Origin of the sequence: Streptomyces viridosporus, from assembly GCF_002078235.1 — a bacterium.
In the GTDB taxonomy this organism is placed as follows: domain Bacteria; phylum Actinomycetota; class Actinomycetes; order Streptomycetales; family Streptomycetaceae; genus Streptomyces; species Streptomyces viridosporus.
The window spans coordinates 1-19,906 of sequence record NZ_MSGP01000192.1; the positions used below are offsets into that span (position 1 = coordinate 1).

Annotated in this window: 18 protein-coding genes and 2 pseudogenes; 8 read left to right on the top strand and 12 right to left on the bottom strand. The window is 71.5% G+C overall.

Annotated features, from left to right (window positions below):
• On the bottom strand, positions 1–2,007 hold a 2,007-nt coding region (locus B7L92_RS14275; RefSeq protein ID WP_107501484.1), incomplete at its 3' end, for an APC family permease.
• 841 nt (positions 2,008–2,848) lie between these two features.
• Between B7L92_RS14275 and B7L92_RS40650 the strand changes: the two genes are divergently transcribed.
• On the top strand, positions 2,849–3,211 hold the full coding sequence (locus B7L92_RS40650; RefSeq protein ID WP_159461033.1) for a hypothetical protein: 363 nt from the start codon (positions 2,849–2,851) through the stop codon (positions 3,209–3,211).
• A gap of 451 nt (positions 3,212–3,662) precedes the next feature.
• Positions 3,663–4,295, top strand: a complete 633-nt coding sequence (locus B7L92_RS14285) for a TetR family transcriptional regulator (protein ID WP_081237815.1) — start codon at positions 3,663–3,665, stop codon at positions 4,293–4,295.
• Positions 4,296–4,374: 79 nt separating this feature from the next.
• Here B7L92_RS14285 and B7L92_RS14290 read toward each other — a convergent pair whose 3' ends face one another.
• From B7L92_RS14290 to B7L92_RS14305, 4 genes are all read right to left on the bottom strand, one after another.
• Positions 4,375–5,991: a long-chain fatty acid--CoA ligase gene (locus B7L92_RS14290; RefSeq protein ID WP_081237816.1), complete on the bottom strand. Its 1,617-nt coding sequence runs from the start codon at positions 5,989–5,991 to the stop codon at positions 4,375–4,377.
• A 47-nt stretch (positions 5,992–6,038) separates the two neighbouring features.
• Positions 6,039–7,379, bottom strand: a complete 1,341-nt coding sequence (locus tag B7L92_RS14295) for an MFS transporter (protein WP_081237818.1) — start codon at positions 7,377–7,379, stop codon at positions 6,039–6,041.
• Positions 7,380–7,542: 163 nt separating this feature from the next.
• Positions 7,543–8,742 carry an acetyl-CoA C-acyltransferase gene (locus tag B7L92_RS14300; protein ID WP_081237820.1) on the bottom strand — a complete coding sequence of 400 codons (1,200 nt, stop codon included), beginning with the start codon at positions 8,740–8,742 and terminating at the stop codon, positions 7,543–7,545.
• Entirely contained in the window at positions 8,739–9,647 is a 909-nt protein-coding gene (locus B7L92_RS14305; protein ID WP_081237822.1) for an SDR family NAD(P)-dependent oxidoreductase, read from the bottom strand. The genes B7L92_RS14300 and B7L92_RS14305 overlap by 4 nt, the downstream gene beginning before the upstream one ends.
• A gap of 672 nt (positions 9,648–10,319) precedes the next feature.
• Between B7L92_RS14305 and B7L92_RS14310 the strand changes: the two genes are divergently transcribed.
• Positions 10,320–10,505 (top strand): hypothetical protein, encoded by a 186-nt coding sequence (locus B7L92_RS14310; RefSeq protein ID WP_255310950.1) that lies wholly within the window; start codon positions 10,320–10,322, stop codon positions 10,503–10,505.
• Positions 10,506–10,834: 329 nt separating this feature from the next.
• On the opposite strand, the gene B7L92_RS14315 is transcribed toward B7L92_RS14310, so the two are convergent.
• Positions 10,835–11,422 (bottom strand): rhodanese-like domain-containing protein, encoded by a 588-nt coding sequence (locus tag B7L92_RS14315; protein WP_081237824.1) that lies wholly within the window; start codon positions 11,420–11,422, stop codon positions 10,835–10,837.
• An 81-nt stretch (positions 11,423–11,503) separates the two neighbouring features.
• On the opposite strand from B7L92_RS14315, the gene B7L92_RS14320 reads away from it, so the two are divergent.
• A complete protein-coding gene (locus tag B7L92_RS14320; protein ID WP_081237826.1) occupies positions 11,504–11,791 on the top strand; it encodes a metal-sensitive transcriptional regulator in 288 nt (95 codons plus the stop codon).
• Positions 11,792–11,825: 34 nt separating this feature from the next.
• On the opposite strand, the gene B7L92_RS14325 is transcribed toward B7L92_RS14320, so the two are convergent.
• The 3 genes from B7L92_RS14325 to B7L92_RS14335 all read right to left on the bottom strand — a co-directional run bounded on the left by B7L92_RS14325 (position 11,826) and on the right by B7L92_RS14335 (position 14,414).
• Positions 11,826–12,572: a sulfite exporter TauE/SafE family protein gene (locus tag B7L92_RS14325; protein WP_081237827.1), complete on the bottom strand. Its 747-nt coding sequence runs from the start codon at positions 12,570–12,572 to the stop codon at positions 11,826–11,828.
• Positions 12,569–12,955 (bottom strand): rhodanese-like domain-containing protein, encoded by a 387-nt coding sequence (locus B7L92_RS14330; RefSeq protein WP_081237829.1) that lies wholly within the window; start codon positions 12,953–12,955, stop codon positions 12,569–12,571. Before B7L92_RS14330 ends, B7L92_RS14325 begins: the two co-directional genes overlap by 4 nt.
• Before the next feature lie 91 nt (positions 12,956–13,046).
• Complete coding sequence (locus tag B7L92_RS14335; protein ID WP_081237831.1) at positions 13,047–14,414, bottom strand: MBL fold metallo-hydrolase; 1,368 nt, start codon at positions 14,412–14,414, stop codon at positions 13,047–13,049.
• 184 nt (positions 14,415–14,598) lie between these two features.
• Between B7L92_RS14335 and B7L92_RS14340 the strand changes: the two are divergent.
• Positions 14,599–14,805: pseudogene (locus B7L92_RS14340) on the top strand (DUF302 domain-containing protein); the annotation flags it as partial.
• 182 nt (positions 14,806–14,987) lie between these two features.
• Here the strand turns inward: B7L92_RS14340 and B7L92_RS14345 are convergent.
• Positions 14,988–15,224: pseudogene (locus B7L92_RS14345) on the bottom strand (helix-turn-helix transcriptional regulator); the annotation flags it as partial.
• Positions 15,225–15,387: 163 nt separating this feature from the next.
• On the opposite strand from B7L92_RS14345, the gene B7L92_RS14350 reads away from it, so the two are divergent.
• Positions 15,388–15,603 carry a lipopolysaccharide assembly protein LapA domain-containing protein gene (locus B7L92_RS14350; RefSeq protein ID WP_081237834.1) on the top strand — a complete coding sequence of 72 codons (216 nt, stop codon included), beginning with the start codon at positions 15,388–15,390 and terminating at the stop codon, positions 15,601–15,603.
• A gap of 67 nt (positions 15,604–15,670) precedes the next feature.
• Here B7L92_RS14350 and B7L92_RS14355 read toward each other — a convergent pair whose 3' ends face one another.
• Positions 15,671–16,549, bottom strand: a complete 879-nt coding sequence (locus tag B7L92_RS14355) for a universal stress protein (RefSeq protein ID WP_081237838.1) — start codon at positions 16,547–16,549, stop codon at positions 15,671–15,673.
• Between the two features lie 483 nt (positions 16,550–17,032).
• Here B7L92_RS14355 and B7L92_RS14360 point away from each other — a divergent pair, with 483 nt between their 5' ends.
• Both B7L92_RS14360 and B7L92_RS14365 read left to right on the top strand, forming a co-directional pair.
• Complete coding sequence (locus tag B7L92_RS14360) at positions 17,033–17,488, top strand: Crp/Fnr family transcriptional regulator (RefSeq protein ID WP_081237839.1); 456 nt, start codon at positions 17,033–17,035, stop codon at positions 17,486–17,488.
• Between the two features lie 82 nt (positions 17,489–17,570).
• Entirely contained in the window at positions 17,571–18,233 is a 663-nt protein-coding gene (locus B7L92_RS14365; RefSeq protein ID WP_081237835.1) for a CBS domain-containing protein, read from the top strand.
• A 193-nt stretch (positions 18,234–18,426) separates the two neighbouring features.
• On the opposite strand, the gene B7L92_RS14370 is transcribed toward B7L92_RS14365, so the two are convergent.
• The gene (locus B7L92_RS14370; protein WP_081237836.1) at positions 18,427–19,473 is read right to left on the bottom strand and encodes an alcohol dehydrogenase catalytic domain-containing protein; all 1,047 of its coding nucleotides are present in this window, start codon (positions 19,471–19,473) and stop codon (positions 18,427–18,429) included.
• Positions 19,474–19,906: the final 433 nt, after the last annotated feature.

Below are 19,906 nucleotides of genomic sequence, written 5' to 3' on the forward strand. Positions count from 1 at the left end.
GGGGTGGGCAGTGGTGTGGCGGGCCGTGTCGGGGGGTTCGCCGCGGCGGACGGAACCGGGGGCGCGGGCGGTCGGTCGCTTGGCGTGGACGGCGGAGGACAACTGCCAGGGGACGCTGGTCACGGTGACGCCGGGGATGAAGAGCAGGCGGCTCTTGAGCCAGAGGGCGGAGTGGTTGTGGAGGAGGTTCTCCCACCAGTGGCCGACGACGTATTCGGGGACGAAGACGGCGACGACGTCGTGGGGGCCTGCGCGGCGGATGGAGCGTACGTACTCCACCGCCGGTCTGGTGATTTCGCGGTAGGGGGACCGGAGGATCTTCAACGGCACCTGGATGTCGAAGTCGTTCCACTGCTTGCGCAGGACGGCCAGTGACTCCTGGTCGACTGCGACGGTGACCGCCTCCAGACTGTCGGGCCGGAAGGCGCGGGCGTAGGCGAGGGCCCGCAGGGTCGGCTTGTGGAGGGTGGAGACGAGCACGATCGCGAGGACCCGGGAGGGCGGCGTGCTCTCCTGGCGCGGGTCGGTCACCGCGAGTTCCGCGGAGGTCCGGTCGTAGTGATGGTGGATGCCTCGCATCATCAGCCACAGCAGGACCGCGGCGAGTACGGCCACCCAGGCGCCCTGGGTGAATTTGGTGGCCAGCACGATCACCAGGACCAGGCCGGTGACGACGGCGCCGGTGGTGTTGATGGCGCGGGCCAGCTGGTGGCGGCGGCGCGACACGGGGTCGGTCTCGGTGCGCAGTGCGCGGTTCCAGTGCCGGATCATTCCGGTCTGGGAGAGGGTGAAGGAGGTGAAGACGCCGAGGATGTAGAGGTGGATCAGGCTGGTGACGTTTGCCTTGAATCCGTAGAGGAGGAGTCCGGCGACGACGGCCAGGGCGAGGATGCCGTTGGAGAAGACGAGCCGGTCACCGCGGTTGTGCAGTTGGCGGGGAAGGTAGCGGTGCTCGGCGAGGATCGAGGAGAGCAACGGGAAGCCGTTGAAGGCGGTGTTCGCGGCGAGGATCAGGATCAGGGCCGTGACCGCCTGGATGTAGTAGAACCCGAAACTGGTACTCCCGCCGAAGACAGCCGCGGCGAGCTGCGCGATGACGGTGCGCTGGGTGTGTTCGCCGCAGTCGGCCAGTCCGGTGAGCCGGCAGGAATCGTTGGTGATGTGCACCTCGGCGACGATCGCGAGGGTGGTGACACCGGTGAACATGACGACCGCGATGATGCCCATGGCGGCCAGGGTGCTCGCGGCGTTCTTCGACTTGGGCTTGCGGAAGGCCGGTACGCCGTTGGAGATCGCCTCCACACCCGTCAGTGCCGTGCAGCCGCTGGAGAACGCGCGCAGCACCAGCATGACCAGGGCCAGCCCCGCCAGGTCCGCGTCGCCCTGTTCGGGGACGATGCCGTAACGGGCGCTCTCGGCGACGGGGGCATCGCCCAGGACGTAGCGGAGCAGCCCCGTGCCGACCATGATCAGCACTCCGCCGATGAACAGGTACGTGGGAGCGGCGAACAACCGGCCGGACTCGCGCACGCCCCGCAGGTTCATCGCCGTCAGCAGGGCCACGAAGCCCAGTGCCATCGGGACGCGGTAGTCGGCCAGCGCGGGCAGCGCCGAGATGATGTTGTCCACTCCGGAGGCGACCGACACCGCCACGGTCATCACGTAGTCGACCAGCAACGAGGCCCCCACCACCAGACCCGCCGAGGGGCCGAGGTTGGTCGAGACGACCGTGTAGGAGCCACCCCCGCTCGGATAGGAGTTGACGACCTGGCGGTACGAGAGCACCACCACCGCCATCAGCGCCACGACCGCGGCCCCGATCCACGGCGTGAAGTGCAGATAGGCCAGTCCACCGAGGGTGAGGACCAGCAGGATCTCCTGTGTGGCATAGGCCACGGAGGACAACGGGTCGGACGCGAAGATCGGCAGAGCGATCCGCTTGGGCAGCAGCGTCTCGCTCAGTTCCTCACTGCGCTTGGCCCGCCCGATGACCAGGCGCTTCAGCATTTCGGTCACCCTCGGCACGGCGCGATCGTAGACCGGCCGCACCGGCAACGGCCCTGCCGACGCGCAGCCGGCGTGCAGGAGCGCCACATCCCACCCGCGTTCGCACTGATCACAAGACCGCCATGGGCTCGAAGCAGGTGACCCCGGGCGAACCCTGACGCACAGGAGTCGGCCCGATCAGGGCCAGGACCAGGACCAGGACTGGCCGGCCGGGCTGTGCATCACCTTCGTGTGCTCCGGTTCCTTCCGCGCTCGATCCGTGACGCTTCGCTCCCCGTGCACGGTGTCGTCCGATCCGGGCGGCGCGGTGGGCGAGGGCAAGCCGGAGTGCCTGCGTCACACAGGAGGCCGACTCCAGGGGGCGAGGACGCCCGGTTGTGCGGGCGGCGGCCCCCGGCGCACGGAGTCGCCCGGCGGCCCACCGTACGCAGCCGTCGGGCTCGGGCGGGGCGTCGGCTGCCGGGCCGGGCCGGGTCGCATACGTGACGGCCGACTCGCCGTTCCGGTGATCCGGGAGGGTGTGGTCCGGGCCCCTCGGCGACGGCCGAACATGGTGGGTTTCCCAAGATGCCGATGCGCCGGTGTGTGATTAGGCTCACAGAGTGAATGCCGTAAGCACGGCGCGCCCGGCCGACCGGTTCCCGGACCGAGCGGACCATGGCCACAGTGATCGCCCGCGTGTATCGATGGGCGGCCTGGAGGCGTCGGCGGTCGAGCCCGTGCACCGGAACGGCGTTCGGTGACACTCAAAGACCCTCTCGCGAATTTCGTTTGCGACTGCGGCCATCCATTCCCGCGCTCCCTTCAGGGGGCGGGGACGATGGGGCGAAAGGTATTTCCCATGCGACCACAACGCGCGAGGCGCCTCGCCGCGGCGTCCGCCGCAGGGCTGCTGATGGCCGGCGGTGTCGCCGTCGGTACGGCAAGCACCGCTTCGGCCTCCTCCCAGAGCTACAGTCACAGCCAACGCTGCGACTACGACAACTGGTGGGGCAACGACTGCGACGGCTACGGCCGTGGCGGCCACCACGACTTCGACAACCACGACTACGACCGTGGCGGCCACCACGACTTCGACAACCACGACTACGGCCGTGGCGGCCACCACGACTTCAACAACCATGACCACGGCCGCGGCGGCGACCACGACAACGGTCGCGGCGGCGACCACGACAACGGCCGGGGCGGCTACGGCCACCACTGATGACACACCGCCGACAATGCGATGTGCGGCTCCCTCGGGGCCGCACATCGCGCCACTCCGGCTCGACAGGCCGTCGGGCCGTTCTCAACCGGCCTACGCCGGGCCCGCCTGCGCCGGCAGGTACGCGGTCATCGGGCGCGGGCCGAGTTCTGTGTACAGCAGTCGTACAGCTCCCGTCCGGGACATCACCAACGAGTTCGCGCATGGTAGGAGTTCTTGGTCGACCCGGCCGCCTTCACCTGCTCGCCGGATCGAGCAAGGAAACGTTGAGCCCGCTCAGGGGCAGGACCCGCGAGGAGGCCGCTGCCGCCGGTGGTCGCGGGCTCACTGCCTGTTTCCCGCCCTGAAATACTAGGGAGTATCATCATCGGGGCGCTCCGGCTCCTCGAAGAGTGCGTCGGTGCGCGGTGCGCGATGCGCCGGACCAGTACCGAACGGGAGAAGGATCTGGATGGCAGTCACGGACGGCGTCGAGGCCGACAACGCCAAGCGCCGAATTCTGGACGCCGCGGCCGAGGCCTTCATGGAGCAGGGGTTCGGCGTCGCCATCGATGACATCGCCGACAGCGTCGGCGCCACCAAAGGGTTGATCTACTACCACTTCCGCTCCAAGTTCGACATTTTCCTGGCCGCGTACGAGCACGGCATGCGAACCGTCCGCGAACAGGTGGAGCCGATGGCCCAGGCTCCCGGGAGCGGGCGGGAGAGACTCATCGCCATGTCGACCCAGCACGTGATGAACCTGATGACGAATCTCGCCTACCACCATGTGGTGCATCTCGGAGTGCGTGAGCAGTCGTCGACCGCGTTGAAGCCCCGTCAGCGGAAGGCGTTGGACGCGCTGAACGTCCTGCGGGCGGAGTACGAAGACCTTTTCCTCCAGGTCGTCAAGGACGGTATCGCCGACGGCACCCTGCGTCCCGTGCGCGCGAACCTGGCCGCCCGGACGCTGCTGTGCAGTCTCAACGCCGTCGACATGTGGTTCCACCGGATCGAGGGGCAGTCGTCGGACGAGTTGCGGCAACTTGCCGACGAGGTCGTGGACATCGTGGTCGGAGGACTGCTCCTCGACCCGGTTCGCTGAGGCTCTGCCGTCGCGGAGTCCGTACCGGACGGCCCGTCGCTGACTCCGCGACGGGCCGTCCGGTGCGGTGGCTGGCCCGTCAGCCGCTCGCAGTGGTCATCGACCGGCGCAGCGCGGCTTTCGCGAACTTTCCGGACGCCGTCTTGGGAAGACCGTCCAGCAGAACCACTTGCTCGGGGATCCACCACTTGGCCACCCGTCCGGACAGATGCCGACGGACGCTCTCGGCGGTGAGGCCCGAATCCGGTACCGGCACCACGCAGGCCAGCGGCCTCTCCCCCCACTTGTCGTCGGGCACCGCGACGACCGCGGCCTCCAGGACATCGGGCATCGCCATGATCTCGTTCTCGAGTTCGACCGACGAGATCCACTCCCCTCCCGACTTGATGAGGTCCTTGGTCCGGTCGACGATGCGCACGACGCCGAGGGGGTCGATGGTGGCCACGTCGCCGGTCCGCAACCAGCCGTCCTCGGTGAACGCCGAGGTCTGGGAGGAACCGCCGTAATAGGCGGCCGCGACGGTCGGGCCGGCGACCTGCAGCTCACCCCGGTGCCGTCCGTCGCGGGGCGCGGGGGAACCGTCCTCGGCGACCAGGCGCAGCGAGCACAGCACCGTGGGAGGACCGGGGTCGGCCAGTGCGGTGATGCGGTCGTCCTCGGTCAGGGAGTGCGCCGTTTCGCTGGGTACTCTCGCGCTGCAGACCAGCGGGCTGGTCTCGGTCATCCCCCACGAGCTCGCCAGCGGGACCCCGGCCTTCTCGTGGAAGGCGCGGGAGAGCGAGACGGGCAGCGCGCCCCCGCCGCTGACGGCGCGCCGCAGTGCGCTCAGGTCGGCGTCGCCGATGTGGGGCAGCACTCCGCGCCAGACCGTGGCCACCGCGGCGGCGAACGTGACCCGACACGCCTCCATCCCCCGCACCAGGCGCTCCGGTGACATGACCGGGCCGGGCATGACCAGGTTCGCTCCGGCCATCAGCGCGGCGTAGGGAAGACCCCAGGCGTTGACGTGGAACATGGGCACGATCGGCATCACCGTGTCGTCCTCGCTGATGGCGAAGGTGTCCGCCATCAGCAGCGTCATCGCGTGCAGCACGATCGAGCGGTGGTCGTAGAGGACTCCCTTGGGGCGGCCCGTCGTCCCCGAGGTGTAGCACAGCGCGGCGGCGGTGCGTTCGTCGAGGCTCTCGAACGCCGCGACCGGCCGTGCGGCGCTCAGAAGGGTCTCGTAGTCGTGTATCCGGGGGTCGGTCGGCAGCTCCGTCGATGCGCCGTCGTCCATCACGACGAGGTGCCGCACGCTCGGGCACGTGTCGAGCAGGGGGTGCACCACGTCGAGGAGCGACCGGTCGACGAAGAGGACGTCGTCCGCGGCGTCGTCGACGATGTAGGCGATGTCGTCCGTGAAGAGACGGTGGTTGACCGTGTGCAGGACCCGCCCCGAGCAGGGCACGGCCATGTACAGCTCCAGGTGGCGCTGGGAGTTCCACCCGAAACTCCCCACCCGGGCGCCGGCCGGGACGTCCAGGTGATCCAGCACGCCGGCGAGGCGCCGGACGCGCTCGGCGACATCGCCGTAGGACGTGGACACGGTGCCGCTCAGCTGTGTCGTGGTGACGTGTTTGCGGCTGAACCGGTGCTCCATGCCGTCCATGAGCATCGGCAGTGACAAGGGGCGGTCCTGCATGAGGCCGTGCATGTGCGTTTCCTTCGTGTCCTTCGTGTCTGTTCCGGGAGGGGGCGCGGCTAACGCGAGACGGGGTCCGGGGCCTCGGCCCCGGTCGCGTCCTCGCTGCGGACGGCCCGTGCGAGCAGAGGCGTGAGCAGGACGCCGACGACCGAGGAGGCGATGACGACGTAGAGCCCCGCGCTGGGGTTCCCGGTCGCGTCCTCGGCCAGGCCGAATGCGTACGGGCCGATGAATCCGCCGAGGAGCCCGATCGTGTTGATGAACGCGAGACCGGCGGCGGCGACCAGCCCGGACATCCGCGCCATGGCCACGGACCAGAACAGCGGCAGCGTGCCGAACACGAAGACCATGGACACCGCGATCAGCAGGATCTGCGCCACCGGGGAGGACGAGAGCAGGAAGATCGCCGCCGTCACCGCCGTCGACGCCGCGAGGATCCCGATGAGCGCCACCTCGTTGCCGAAACGACGGTGCACGACGGGAACGAGGAGCACTCCGACGGTGGCCCCGATACCGGAGCTTCCCGACACCAGGCCGATGAGGAACGAGCCGTGGATGTTCAGCTCCTCGACGATCGACGGCATGTTGAAGACGATGCCGACGTTCGTGACCTGGTTGAACAGGTAGATCAGCGCGACGATGACGATGAAGGGGCGGGCGAAGGCCTGCTTCAGGTTGCCCTTGATGCGGTTTCCGGTCTCCGCGCCGTCACCGGCGGCACGGGCGGAGAGTATCTCCGCCTCCTCGGGCGTCAGCCAGGAGGCGTCGCGGGGGGTCTCCGGCAGGCTGAACCAGACGAGGACGCCGACGAGCATGGTCACGAGGCCCTCGATCAGGAACATCCACTGCCATCCGTGCAGCCCCAGAGCCGTGTCGAACTCCATCAGCGCGCCGCCCATCGGGTTGCCCACGATCAGGGCGACGGTCGGGGCCAGGTAGATGAATCCGACCACGGTGGCGCGGTGCTTCTGGGAGAACCACACGGTGACCATGTACATGAGGGTCGGGTAGAGGCCGGCCTCGGCCATGCCGAGGAAGAAGCGCAGCACGTAGAACGACCACTCGCCCTGGACGAACATCATGGCCGCCGAGAGCGCGCCCCAGGTGAGGGCGATCCGCGCGATCCACCGTCTTGGGCCGACTCTGTGCATGATCAGACTGCCGGGCACCTCCAGGAAGGCGTAGCTGACGAAGAAGATGCCGGCGCCCAGCCCGAAGGCGGTGACGCTGATGCCGACGTCGGCCTGCAGCTGGGTCTTGGCGAGCGCGACGTTGGTGCGGTCGATGTAGGCCATGAAGTAGGCGGCCAGCATGATCGGCAGGAGCCTGACCATGGCCTTGCGAGTGGCGCGCGCGTGCAGCGTGTCCGCCGCCGAAGAAACCGAATCGATAGCCATCGGAGCCCTTCCAACGGGTTGAGGTACTGGTGTCGTGCGGGGAACGCACCCGGGGTGGTGGCGACGTGTCGCCTCGGTACGGCAGCGGCAGCCGCGCTGTTCTGGATCCGCGCTGTGCCAGGGAGGAAGTCCGCGCGCCGGCCGCGTCGGCGGACGGCGGCCGTCAGAAGATCTCGAAGAGACCGGCGGCGCCCATGCCTCCGCCGACGCACATGGTGATGACGGCGTACCGGGCGCCGCGCCGGCGGCCCTCGAGCAGGGCGTGGCCGACGAGGCGGGCCCCCGTCATGCCGTAGGGGTGGCCGACCGCGATGGCGCCGCCGTTGACATTGAGCTTGGCCGGATCGATGCCCAGGCGGTCACGGCAGTGGACGGCCTGTGAAGCGAAGGCCTCGTTGAGCTCCCACAGGTCGATGTCGTCCACGGAGAGGCGGTGTTCGGCGAGCAGCTTGGGGACGGCGTGCACGGGGCCGACCCCCATTTCGTCCGGCTCGCAGCCGGCGACGGCGATCCCCCGGTAGGCGCCGAGCGGGGTGAGTCCGCGCTTCGCGGCTTCGCGGGCCTCCATCACGACGGCGGCGGAGGCTCCGTCGGAGAGCTGGGAGGCGTTGCCGGCGGTGACGGTGGAGGTCGCGGACGCCTTCCCGTCGGGAAGCACCGGCCGGAGACGGGACAGCGCATCACGTGTGGTCGAGGCGCGGCTTCCCTCGTCCTCGCGCAGGGTGAACTCCCTGACGGTCGCCGGGGCGTCCGGTCCCTCGGGGGCCGTCCGTCGGCCGGAGAAGGCGACGATCTCCTCGTCGAAGAGTCCCGCTTGCTGCGCGGCGGCCGTCCGCCGCTGGGACAGCAGGGCGAACTCGTCCTGCTCGTCGCGGCTGATGCCGTAACGCTCCGCCACGATCTCCGCCGTCTCCAGCATGCTCAGGTAGAGCGAGGGCTTCTCCCGCGACAGCCACGGATCGAGGGCCCGGTGGGTGTTCCGGTGCTCGTTCTGGACGAGGGAGATGGATTCGACCCCGCCGCCGATCACGATGTTCATCCCGTCGACGACGACCTGCTTCGCCGCGGTCGCGATCGCCATCAGACCCGACGCGCACTGCCGGTCGATGGTCATTCCGGGAACCGTCACCGGCAGACCCGCCCGCAGCGCCCCCTGGCGAGCGACGTTCATCCCCGTCGAGCCCTCCTGCATCGCGCAGCCGAACACGACGTCCTCGACCTCCTGTCCGTCGAGTCCCGCTCGCCGCAGTGCGCCGGTGATCGCGTGGGCGGCCAGGTGCTGGCCCGAGGTGTCGTGGAACGAGCCGCGGAACGCCTTGCCGATCGGCGTCCGGGCCGTGGACACGATGACGGCCTCTCTCACGGCACGGCTCCCGTCTCGGTGCCGGCCATGGCGGCATACCGCTTCGTCTGGTCGAACGCGGACGCGGTGACCACGGGATCGCTCATGTCGCTGATCTCGGCCCACCGCTCGGCGATGGTTTCGGGCGAGCGGTCGCCCTCGGGGAGGTAGACCCCTGCGGACTCCTTCATCTGCGCAACGGCGAAGACACCGGCGCCGGCGGCGAGCACGGTCTTGGTGGGTGCCTGTTCACTGACGAGGAACAGGGCTCCCGGAGCAATCGATTCGGGGGTGAGCAGGCCGAGGATGCGCTCGTCGATCAGACCCTCGGTCATCTGCGTGGCCGCGGTCGGGGCGAGCGCGTTGACACGGATGCCCTTCCGCTCGCCCTCGATCGCGAGGACGTTCATCAGGCCGACCAGGCCGGACTTCGCCGCGCCGTAGTTGGACTGGCCGAAGTTGCCGTAGATGCCGGATGCGGACGTGGTCATCAGCACTCTGCCGTAGCCCTGTTCCACCATGTGCGGCCACACCGCCTTGGTGCAGTGGATCGAGCCCATCAGGTGCACGTCGACGACCTGGCGGACGTGGTCCAACTGGATCTTCGCGAAGGACTTGTCGCGCAGGATCCCGGCATTGTTGATGAGGATGTCGACGCGGCCCCATTGCGCGATGGTCTCGGCGACCATCTTCTCGACCGCTTCCGCGTCCGTGACATCACAGAGGTAGGCGAACGCCTCACCACCGGCGGCCCGGATCTCCGCGGCGACCTGGGCCGCCGCGCTCCGGCCGGTGGACACCCCGCTCGGCGCCCCCATGTCGTTGACGACCACCTTGACGCCGCGCTCGGCAAGGGCCATGGCGTGGGCCCGTCCCAGCCCGCCACCGGCACCGGTCACCACCGCGACCTGACCTTCGAAGTTCATCTCACTCCCGCTTCATACTACGGAGTATCATCATGGCCAGGACGTCAATGGGGTGTCAACAGTCAGTTCCGGGGGCGGACCCCGAGCCCGGCCCTCCGGCCTCGTCGACGGCACGGGGGATGTCGCCGGGCCGGTCGGCGGCGGGTGCGGGCGGGGAGGGCTGCCTTCGGTCGATACCGGGAAGGTGAAAGGGAGTTCGGGAGAGGACCGTCGCGGTCAAGGCGTAGAACAGCCGAAGGGGAACCGGGCGTGCCGCAGTCGGGTCCGGCCGGAGCGGCGCCGAAACCGGCGGTCGCCCCGTCGACGGCGAGGACGGGCGCGGCGACGTTCCGGGCGACTCCCGCCCTCCGCTCGACTGCCACGGAAGCGGTCGGTGTGCGAGACGGACACGGGATCGCCGCGCGGACGCCCCGGGCTGCCCGCGCGTACCGCCGCTTCGCAGGGAGGCCCGGGCGGGCCGCGGGCGGGAACAATCCGAGTCCGCGCAGCGCTGCTTCCTCTGCCCGGCCCCGTGTACCGGCCGGGGCGACGGTGAGAGGCGAACCGACCCTGCGGAGGAGCGTGGGACCGATGACAACGGCACGGAGTGACCGGCTTCGGACGGCCGACGAGAGTTCTCTCGTGACTTCCTGCGGACGCAGAATCGCTGTGCGGTGCCTGCGGCTCGCTCCCGTGGACCGGCCGATCAGCCGGGTCACCCTGGACGTGGGCCGCGACCTGGGCGGAGAGCCGGGGGTGTGGGCAGCGCTCACCGCCGAGGAGGCACGGGACCTGGCCGACCTGCTCCTCGCCCACGCGGCGGAGGCCGAGCACCGTGCCCCGGTGGGGGGCGATCCGCAGTCAGGTCGGCACATCTGAGCCGGCCGCGTGCCGAGCGCCGCCCGGACGTCCTCTTCGGCAGGGCGGGCACCGAGGCACCGTCCGAACTCGCCCCGGCCTTCCGGACCTCCTCCGTCCCCCGTCCGCGACCGGACCGTGCCGTCCGCCCGGCCCGGCGCTCCGCCGCCGCGGGTCCCCGGGGAACTCAGCGGGAGGACCCGGGCCGTCGAGCCGTCGAGCCACCGACAGGGGGCCCCGCGGCGGCGGACCGCGACGGGCTCGACCGCGCGAAGCCGAGGACCCGGCGCATGCCCGGGGCGCCCGCGGCGTCTGCGCGGGCGCCCCGGAACGTGCCGGTCCGGCAGGGTTCAGCGGCTGCGCAGGGCGGCGAGCACGGTGTCGAGGTCGGCCGCGCGGGGGCGGTTGTGGGGCAGCTTGCCGAGGACGACCGCCATGCCGCAGGTGTTGGTGAGCGCGGAGAAGACGAGACCGCCGGCGACGCCGGCCGAGAGGAGCTGGAACGCCGGGTGCACGAGCAGGCCGAGCAGGAGGCCGAGGAGCACCACGGCGCCGGCCGTGAAGCGGACCTGGCGTTCCATGCTCCATCCGGCCCGGGTGTCGCAAGCGGCGGGGCGGTCCAGGGCGTGCCCCTCGGCCGCCCAGGCGCCGGTGCCTCCGGCGAGCGTGGCGGTGGGGATGCCCTGTTCGGCCAGCAGTTCGCAGGCGGTCTCGGAGCGGGCGCCCGAGGCGCACACGACGAGCACCTCCGCGCGCTCGGCGGCGTTCCGTATCTCGGGCAGGGCACGCCGGATGTGGTCCAGGGGGACGTTCAGGGCGCCGGGCAGGTGGCCGGAGGCGTATTCGGCGGGCGTGCGCACATCGATGACGGTGAGCTCGTCGAGTCGGGTCCGGGCCTGGTCGGTGCCGAGGATGACAGGGGTGAGAGGGCTGGTCATGGCAGGTGTGATCCTTGGTGTTCGACGTGATCCCGAATCGGGACGTACAGTACCCCTAGGGGTATTCATGGAGGAGTGGTCGTGGAGCTGGAGCTCGAGGGTGCGGGTCTGAAGGCCGTGCTGAACCGGCTGCGCCGGGCGCAGGGCCAGATCTCCGGGGTGATCCGGATGATCGAGGAGGGGCGCGACTGCGAGGAGGTCGTCATGCAGCTCGCCGCCGCCTCCCGCGCGCTGGACCGGGCCGGGTTCGCGATCATCGCCACGGGACTGCAGCAGTGCGTGGCCGACATCGAGTCCGGCCGCAGCAACGGGGAGGACGCCGAGCAGATGCGCGCCCGGTTGGAGAAGCTGTTCCTGTCCCTGGCGTGAGGGCTCGTACGGGCGGTTCGTGGGATTCGGCGCATCACGTCACCGCGTCGATCAGCATGAAGGCGGCCACGGCCAGCAGCGCCACGGCGAAGATCCGCCGGAGCACGTGACCGGAGGCCTTCGCGGCCAGCCGTTTCCCGTCCCAGGCACCGAGGATCGCCGCCCCGATGAAGGGACCGACGACCGCCCAGTCCAGTCGGTCGACCGTACCTGCGCGCATCACCAGTGTGGCCAGGGAGTTGACCGTGATGACCAGCAGGCTGGTGCCCACCGCGTCGCGCATGCGCAGGCCGAGCACGCCCACCAGCGCCGGTACGGCGAGGAAGCCGCCGCCGACGCCGAGAACGCCGGTGACGGCACCGAGCCCGGCGCCGGCGGCCGCCGCGCGGCCCGGCCGCACCGGCGCGGCGGTGTCCGCGAGCGGCCGGGCCCGCAGCATGCGGAGTGCGGCCGCTGCCGCCACCCCGGCGAACGCCGCCGTCAGCACTCCCTCCGGCAGGCGCCCGGCGAGCGCGCCGCCCAGCATCGCCGGGCCGATCCCGGCCGCCGCGAACAGCAGTCCCGTACGCCAGCGCACATGGCCGTCGCGGGCGTGCGCGGACAACGCGGTGACCGAGGTGAACACGACGATGACCAGGCTCGCGGTGGTGGCCGCCACGGGGGTGAAGCCGAGCAGGTAGATCAGGGCGGGGACGGCCAGCACACTGCCACCGCCCCCGAGCCCGCCGAGCGCCAGGCCGACCACGGCCCCGGCGGTCAGGGCGAGGACGAGAGCGCTCACGTGACGGTGCCGTTCCTGCCGTGCGAGTCCACCACCGGCAGCCCCGCCCCGGCCCATTCCCCCATGCCGCCGATCACGTCCGCGGCCTCCGCTCCCCGGGCCGCGAGCAGTTCGGCGGCCTGCCGGGACCGGTTGCCCGAACGGCAGATCACGACCAGGGGTCGCGCCTGCGCGTCCGCGGGCAGCCCGGCCCCCGCGGCCAGTGCGGGCAGCGGCAGGTGGACGGCTCGGGGAGCGTGTCCCGCCCGCCATTCGTGGGCTTCGCGGACATCGAGCAGCACGGCGTCGGCGCCCGCTTCCGCGCTCCCGTGACCGGTGCGCGCGGCCGCCTCCCGCACGGTCACGCGGCCCGGGACGCTCCGGCCCCGTCGGAAGATGTTCATGTCGGTTCCTTGCTTCTGTTCCTCATGTCGGCCCGGAGGGACGGCACGGCCCGCCGCGGCGCCCGGCGCCGTCCGGTGCGGTTCGGTGCCGTCAGGCGCCGCGGACGGCGAGCCCGGCCCGCCCGGCCGCGTCGAAGGAGTCGTCCACGGCCACGACATCGCGGCCCGCGGCATCGAGGAGGGACGCGGCGATGGCGGCACGCATGCCTCCCGCGCAGTGCACCCACACCTCGCCTTCGGGGACCTCGTCGAGGCGGCGGTGCAGGGTGTGGACCGGAATGTGCACCGAGCCCTCGATGTGTCCGCCCGCCCGCTCCGCGTCGCGCCGGACGTCGAGGACGACGACGCCGCCGGCCGGGTAACGGTCGGCGAGGTCGGCGAAGGTCGCCCGCGGGAAGGAGGCCGGCTCCTCGCCCTCGCGCACCCAGTCGGCCGGGCCGCCGGTGGCCGCGGCGGCCGGGCGGTCGATGCCCACCCGCACCAGCTCGCGCTGGGCGGCGGCGAGTTGGTCGGGCGACTCGGCGAGCAGCGTGACCGGCTTGCCCCACGGGATCAGCCAGGCGAGATAAGTGGCGAGCTGCCCCTCGGCCTCGAAGTTGAACGAGCCGGAGACGTGTCCTTCGGCGAAGGCGACGCGGTTGCGCAGGTCCACGACCCACTCCCCCGCGGCCAGCCGGGTGGCGATCTCCTCGGCGTCGGCCACGGCGGGCGGGGTCAGGTCGACGGGCGCGGGACCCGTGGCGTTGACCGGCCCCATGTGCGTGTAGTAGGCGGGGATGTCGTCCAGTCCGGCCAGCAGATCGGCGACGAAGGTGTCCACGTCCCGGGTGAGGGCCTCGTTGGACGCCTTCTCCTTGCCGATCGTCGTGCCGGAGCCCTCCGCCTGGGCGGACGAGCAGAAGCTGCCGAAGCCGTGCGTGGGGAGCACCGCCGTCTCCTCGGGCAGCTCGGTGGCGAGCCGGTGCGCGGAGGCGTGCTGTGCCCGGGCGAGGTGCTCCGTCAGCCGCGGCTCGACGAGGTCCGGGCGCCCGACGGTGCCGATCAGCAGCGAACCGCCGGTGAACACGGCGACCGCCGTGCCGTTCTCCTCCAGCACGTAGGAGGTGTGGTGCGGGGTGTGACCGGGTGTGGCCAGGGCGCGCAGCACCAGGCCGGCGCCGGTGTCGACGTCCGTGCGGTCACCGTCGTGCACGGGCACGCGTTCGAAGCGGACGTGGGCCCCGGCAGGCACGAGGTAGGCGGCGCCCGTCACCCGGGCCAGCTCCGGCCCGCCGGTGACGTAGTCGTTGTGGAGGTGGGTCTCGACGACGTGTGAGATCCGCACCCCGCGACGGGCTGCCGCCTCGACCATCCGGTCGATGTCGCGCGGCGGGTCGACCACCACCGCCGTCCGCTCGCCGCCCGCCAGATAGCTGCGGTTGCCCAGCCCCGGCACCTCGATCGTGTCGACGAAGAACACGTGGTACTCCCTTCCAGCGAGTAATTACCCCGGGGGGTATGTTTTCGACCGTAACACAAGTACCCCCGGGGGTATATTCGAGGACAGGGAACCCCTGCCGAACGCCTCACGCGCGCCTCGCGCACGGCCGGACGCCTTCAGCCCGTGCGAGCCGTGACGTGAGCCGATGAGAAAGGCCGCCGTCATGCGCTACGACCGCACCGTGCGCCTGGACACCGACTTCGCCGCCGCCGTCGCCCGCACCCGCGACGCCCTGGCCGCCCGGGGTTTCGGCATCCTCACCGAGATCGATGTCACCGCCACCCTCGAGGCCAAGCTCGGCCACGGGATGGAGGACTACGTCATCCTCGGTGCCTGCAACCCGCCCCTCGCCCACCGCGCCCTCGACGCCGCCCTCGCCTCACTCACCGCGGCCGAGGCGAACGGCTGACAGCCCCCTTGACGGTCCGCTCGCCGAACTCCTCGGTGGTCCACAGGCCGTCGAGGCCCCTTCCGGTGTGCAACTCGGCGGTGTCGCCGACGGCGGGCCACGGCCCGATGCGAATCGCCTCCGGTCCGGGCTCGTACGCGCCCTCAGCCCGTCGGGTGGGGGCCCGGGGTGTGGCCGAAGGTGCGGCGGAAGACGTCGAGGAAGGCGCTGGTGGACGACCAGCCGCACTGATGTGCCACCGCGGTCACCGGCGTCCGCCCGGTCAGGAGGACCAGTGCGTGGTGGAGACGAAGTTGTGTGCGCCACTGCGGGAAGGTCATGCCGAGGTCCCTGCGGAACAGCCGGGACAGGGTGCGATCGCTCGCCCCGACCCGCATGCCTTCCCGGTACCGCGCTCCAAGGCCCCGGCGGGCGTCATGGGCCAGGGTGTTCGGAGCCGAATCCGGTCGCCTGACCCTCGGGGTCGAGTCGCCCGCGCGCACCAACCGGCCGATAATGGTCCCCATGGCGCGGAACGCTACAAAAGCACACACTCCTTCGACCTTGACGGTCAAGGGGCAGGACATCAAGCTGCGCACGATCGGCTCCGTGCTCATCGCCGCCCTGGCCATCTGGTTCATCGCCGCCAACACGAAGTCGGTCACCATCAGGCTGTGGATCCCGACCGTCACGCTCCCGCTGTGGAGCGTCCTCACCGTGACCTTCCTCGTGGGCGTAGTACTCGGTCTGCTCGTCGCCCACCGGCGTGCCCGGCGGTAGCACACGCGACCAGCGGTGGCGTCTCCTTCGCCCGGGAAGGTGCGGTCTCCCTCTTTGCGGTTCTTCGTCACACCTGCTGCGGCACGACCGCGACCGGGCACAGGGCGTGGTGCAGCAGTGTGTGGTTCACCCGGCCGAGTTGGAGGCCGACGTGTCCCCGGCGGCGTCGAGCACCGACGATCACCAGGTCGGCGGCGGCCGACCGGAGCACGAGGACCTTGGGAGCGGGGCCCTCGACCGTCGCCCGGCGCACCCGGACGCCCGGATGGTCGGCCATCGCGTCGCGCAACAGCTCGTCGAGCAGGGCGAGAGCCTGCTCCTCGTGGTGGCACGCCGGTTCCTCGGCGGATGCCGGGTGGTCGGTGCTCCCGTGCGCGGGGCAGCGCCAGGCGCGTACGACGTCCAGGACGCAGCCGCGTGCCTCGGCCTCACGGAAGGCGAACCGCACGGCCTCACCGTTCGTGCCGGGGTCCCCCGCGCCGAGCAGGATCCGCTCGTGGGTGCCGGCCAGGCCGGCCGTGTCGCCCCGGACGACGACCGCCGGGCAGTGTGCACGCGCCGCGACGGCCAGGCCGACCGAGCCGAGGAGCAGTCCCTTCAGCTCCCCGCGGCCCCGCGATCCGGTGACGAGGAGCGAGGCGTTGTCGCCCTCGCGCAGAAGGGCGTGCACCGCGTCCTCGGGGAGGACCGCCGTGGAGGCCCTGACGTCGGGGTTGCGCCGACGGGCGCGTTCGGCGGCGGACGCGACGACGTGCTCCGCCGTCGTCCGGGCCGCAGGGCGCCGCGGGGCGGACGACGGGCGGGTTTCCTCGTAGCGCTCCCAGAGGGAGGCGTACACCAGCCGCAGCGGCATCCCGTGCCGGGCCGCTTCGTCCACGGCCCAGTCGACGGCCCGCAGACTGGGTTCCGATCCGTCGACGCCTGCGATCAGGGGCGGTTCCGCCATGGTGCCCACCGCCTTTCGGCAGCCGTGTGCTCCGGTACGGCTCGTCATCCACCGTCTCACGCGGCCCGGTGCGGGAGACGGGCCGTCGGCCCCCGCCGGGGACCTTCGGGTCACCCGGGTGCCCGGCGCTCGGTGCAGGGGGCGCCCGGGCGGCGGGTGTGTCCAGCGGCGCTCAGGACCGGTCGGCTCGTGACCGGGCGCGGCGTCGAACGGCTGCCGGTGGTGGGCGAGGACGACCGGCTCACCGTTCGCCTCGCCCTGGTGAACCGGACGGGACCCCATCCGCCGCCCGTGGAGGCGGGGCGGTCACCGAACCGCTGCCGGGCCGGTGGGGCCGAAGGTCCCTCGGACGGGTCCGGACGGCCCGTGGCGCCCCCCGCCGACCGGGCACACGCTGTCCTTGAGGGCCCGTGGTCCGCGCCGACCGTAGGGCCGGCGAAGGCCGCCGTCCGTCTGCGGCGGCAGACGCGGAAGGGGACAGCGATGACATCCACCACCACTCTGGCCGCCGGTCTCCCGGCCGAGTACCGCGAGCGGCTGATGCGGTACGCCCGCGAGGTCTCCTTCGACACGGGAGCCCGCCTGTTCGAGGAGGGGCGGCGGGCCGACCGGTTCTGGATCGTCCGGACCGGCACCGTCGCCCTCGACCTGCACGTGCCCGGCCGCCGCGCGGCCGTGATCGAGTCGCTGGGCCACGGCGAACTGGTCGGCTGGTCCTGGCACTTCCCGCCCCACCTGTGGCACCTGGGCGCCGAGACCACGAGCCCGGTGCGGGCCTGGGAGTTCGACGCGGAGGCCGTACGGGTCCTGTGCGCCGAGGACCCCGACTTCGGCCGCGCGATCGCCGTGTGGGTCGGCCGGGTGGTCGCCCACCGGTTGCACGCGACCCGTGTCCGGCTGCTCGACCTGTACGCCCCGTACGGCAGCGGGAGCGGATGACGACGACCGGGCCTCCCCTGTCGCGCCCCGGCCCCGAGCGGCCACCGGCCGGCGCACGTGCCCGACACCCGAAGGGAAGACCATGAACGGCAGCCCGTACACCGTGAGCGACGTGATGTCGCACACCGTCGTGGCCGTCGGCCGCGACGCCCCGTTCAAGGAGGTCATCCAGCTCATCGAGCAGTGGAAGGTGAGCGCCCTGCCGGTGCTGGAGGGCGAGGGCCGGGTGGTCGGCGTCGTCTCCGAGGCCGATCTGCTGCCCAAGGAGGAGTTCCGCGACAGCGACCCCGACCGGTTCCTGCAGCTGCGCCGCCTGCCCGACCTGGCCAAGGCGGGGGCACTGACGGCCGGAGAGCTGATGAGCGCCCCGGCCGTCACCGTCCACGCCGACGCCACCGTCGCACAGGCGGCCCGCGTCATGGCGCAGCGCAAGGTGAAGCGGCTGCCCGTCGTCAACGACGAGGGGCTGCTCGAAGGCATCGTCAGCCGGGTCGACCTGCTGAAGGTCTTTCTGCGGACGGACGAGGAGCTCGCCGAAGAGGTCCGCCGGGAGGTCGTCGCCCGTCTCTTCCCCGGCTCACCCGCATCCGTCCGGGTGGATGTCGCCGAGGGGGTCGTGACTCTCACCGGCCGCGTCCGGGACACCTCGCTGGTGCCCGTCGCCGCCCGCGCGGTGCGCGCCGTCGAGGGGGTGGTCGACGTCGAGTTCCGTCCCGGAAACGGATCGTCGGGCGAACCGCGGTGAAGGCGAGGGGCAACCGCCGCTCGCCTGTCGGCCTCGCCCCGCTGTCCGGCGGCACCGGCTTCCCGGTCTCCCGCGTGAGGCGGAGGGAGGCGGGGCAGGCCGGCGATCCCCCGTGCTCCCGCCGGGGTGGTCGGTGCCGCCGGGCGGGAGGGAGGCGCGCGGAGCTGTCCGCCCGGTGCGACCGGAGGACCGGTCATCGGGACGGCGCCGGCAACTCGCGGTGCAGCACGACCTTGAGGGCGCCGGTGTCCGGGCCGTGGGAGAAGACCTCGTAGGCGTCCTCCATGCGGTCGAGACCGAACCTGTGGGTGACGAGCGGGGAGACCGCGAGCCGTCCGAAGGCCAGGAGGTCGAGCAGCCACGGTGTGGAGAAGGTGTCGACCTGACCGGTGCTGATCGTCAGGTTCTTGCGCCACAGGGCCTCGAGGTGCAGCGTGACCGGTTTGCCGTGCATGCCGATGTTGGCGATGTGCCCTCCCTCGCGCACCACCCGTGTGGCCAGGAGGAAGCTCTCCGGGTCGCCTGCGGCCTCGATGACGACGTCGGCTCCCGGTCCCTCGGACAGATCGGCGACCATCCGCCCGGGCAGTTCGGCGGCATCGGCGCCCAGGCGGGTGGCGGCTGCCAGCCGGGAGAGGGACAGGTCCACCGCGATGATCCGGCGGGGCGAGTAGAGACGGGCGATGACGACAGCGGCGAGTCCCACGGGCCCCGCCCCCACCACGACGACGGTGTCCCCCGGGCCCACGTGTCCGTTGCGCACCCCGATCTCGTAGGCCGTGGGGAGGAGTTCGGCGAGCAGGACCGCGTCGTCGAGCGGGACGTACGAGGGCCGTCGGTACGTGGAGTAGTCGGCGAAGGGAACGCGGACGAACTGGGCCTGTGTCCCGTTGATCATGTTGCCCAGGATCCATCCGCCACCACCGCGGCACTGTCCGTACAGGTTGTCGTGGCACAACGGGCAGTGTCCGCAGGACGAGACGGCCGACACGATCACCTGGTTCCCGGGGCGCAGGGTGTGCACCCCGCGGCCGACTTCCACTACTTCGCCGACGGCCTCGTGGCCGAGGACCGTGCCCGGCTTCACCTCGGGGAGGTCCCCCCGCCGAAGGTGCAGGTCACTGCCGCAGACGGTGGTCGCGTCGACGCGTACGACCGCGTCGGTGTCCTCCTCGATCGCGGGGTCGGGAACCGTGTCCCAGGAGGTCTGTGCAGGACCGTGGTAGACAAGTCCGCGCATGGTCGCTCACTCCCTCGGCACCTCACCTCCACCGTGGCCCTCGAAGGGTTTCCGGGCAACACGGAATGCCGGCTCGCCCCGCCTTCCGTCAGTCCGGCCGCATGGAGGGGCGGCGGAAGAGCGGGGCCCGGCGGGCAGCGGCAGGGCTCTCGGGTGAGGCGTCCGGGCCGAGGGTGATCGCTGGTTCCATGGCGCCTGCCTCCGTCCCGTAAGAAGCTGGAAGTGGCGGTGGCGGGGTTCGCCCCCTCCGGAGGACCGGCGCGTCCCGCCGCCTCCCGCTCGTTCGAGGAGGACCGCGAACCTTCCCGCGGCGCACGCGGGCCCGGTGGGTCGGGGCTCGGGCGGGTGGGGTCCGGGGAAAGAAGGCGTGGCAGTGGTGATTCCCCTGGTGGTCGGCGTCGACGGGTCGGAGTCGAGCCTGGAGGCGGTGGAC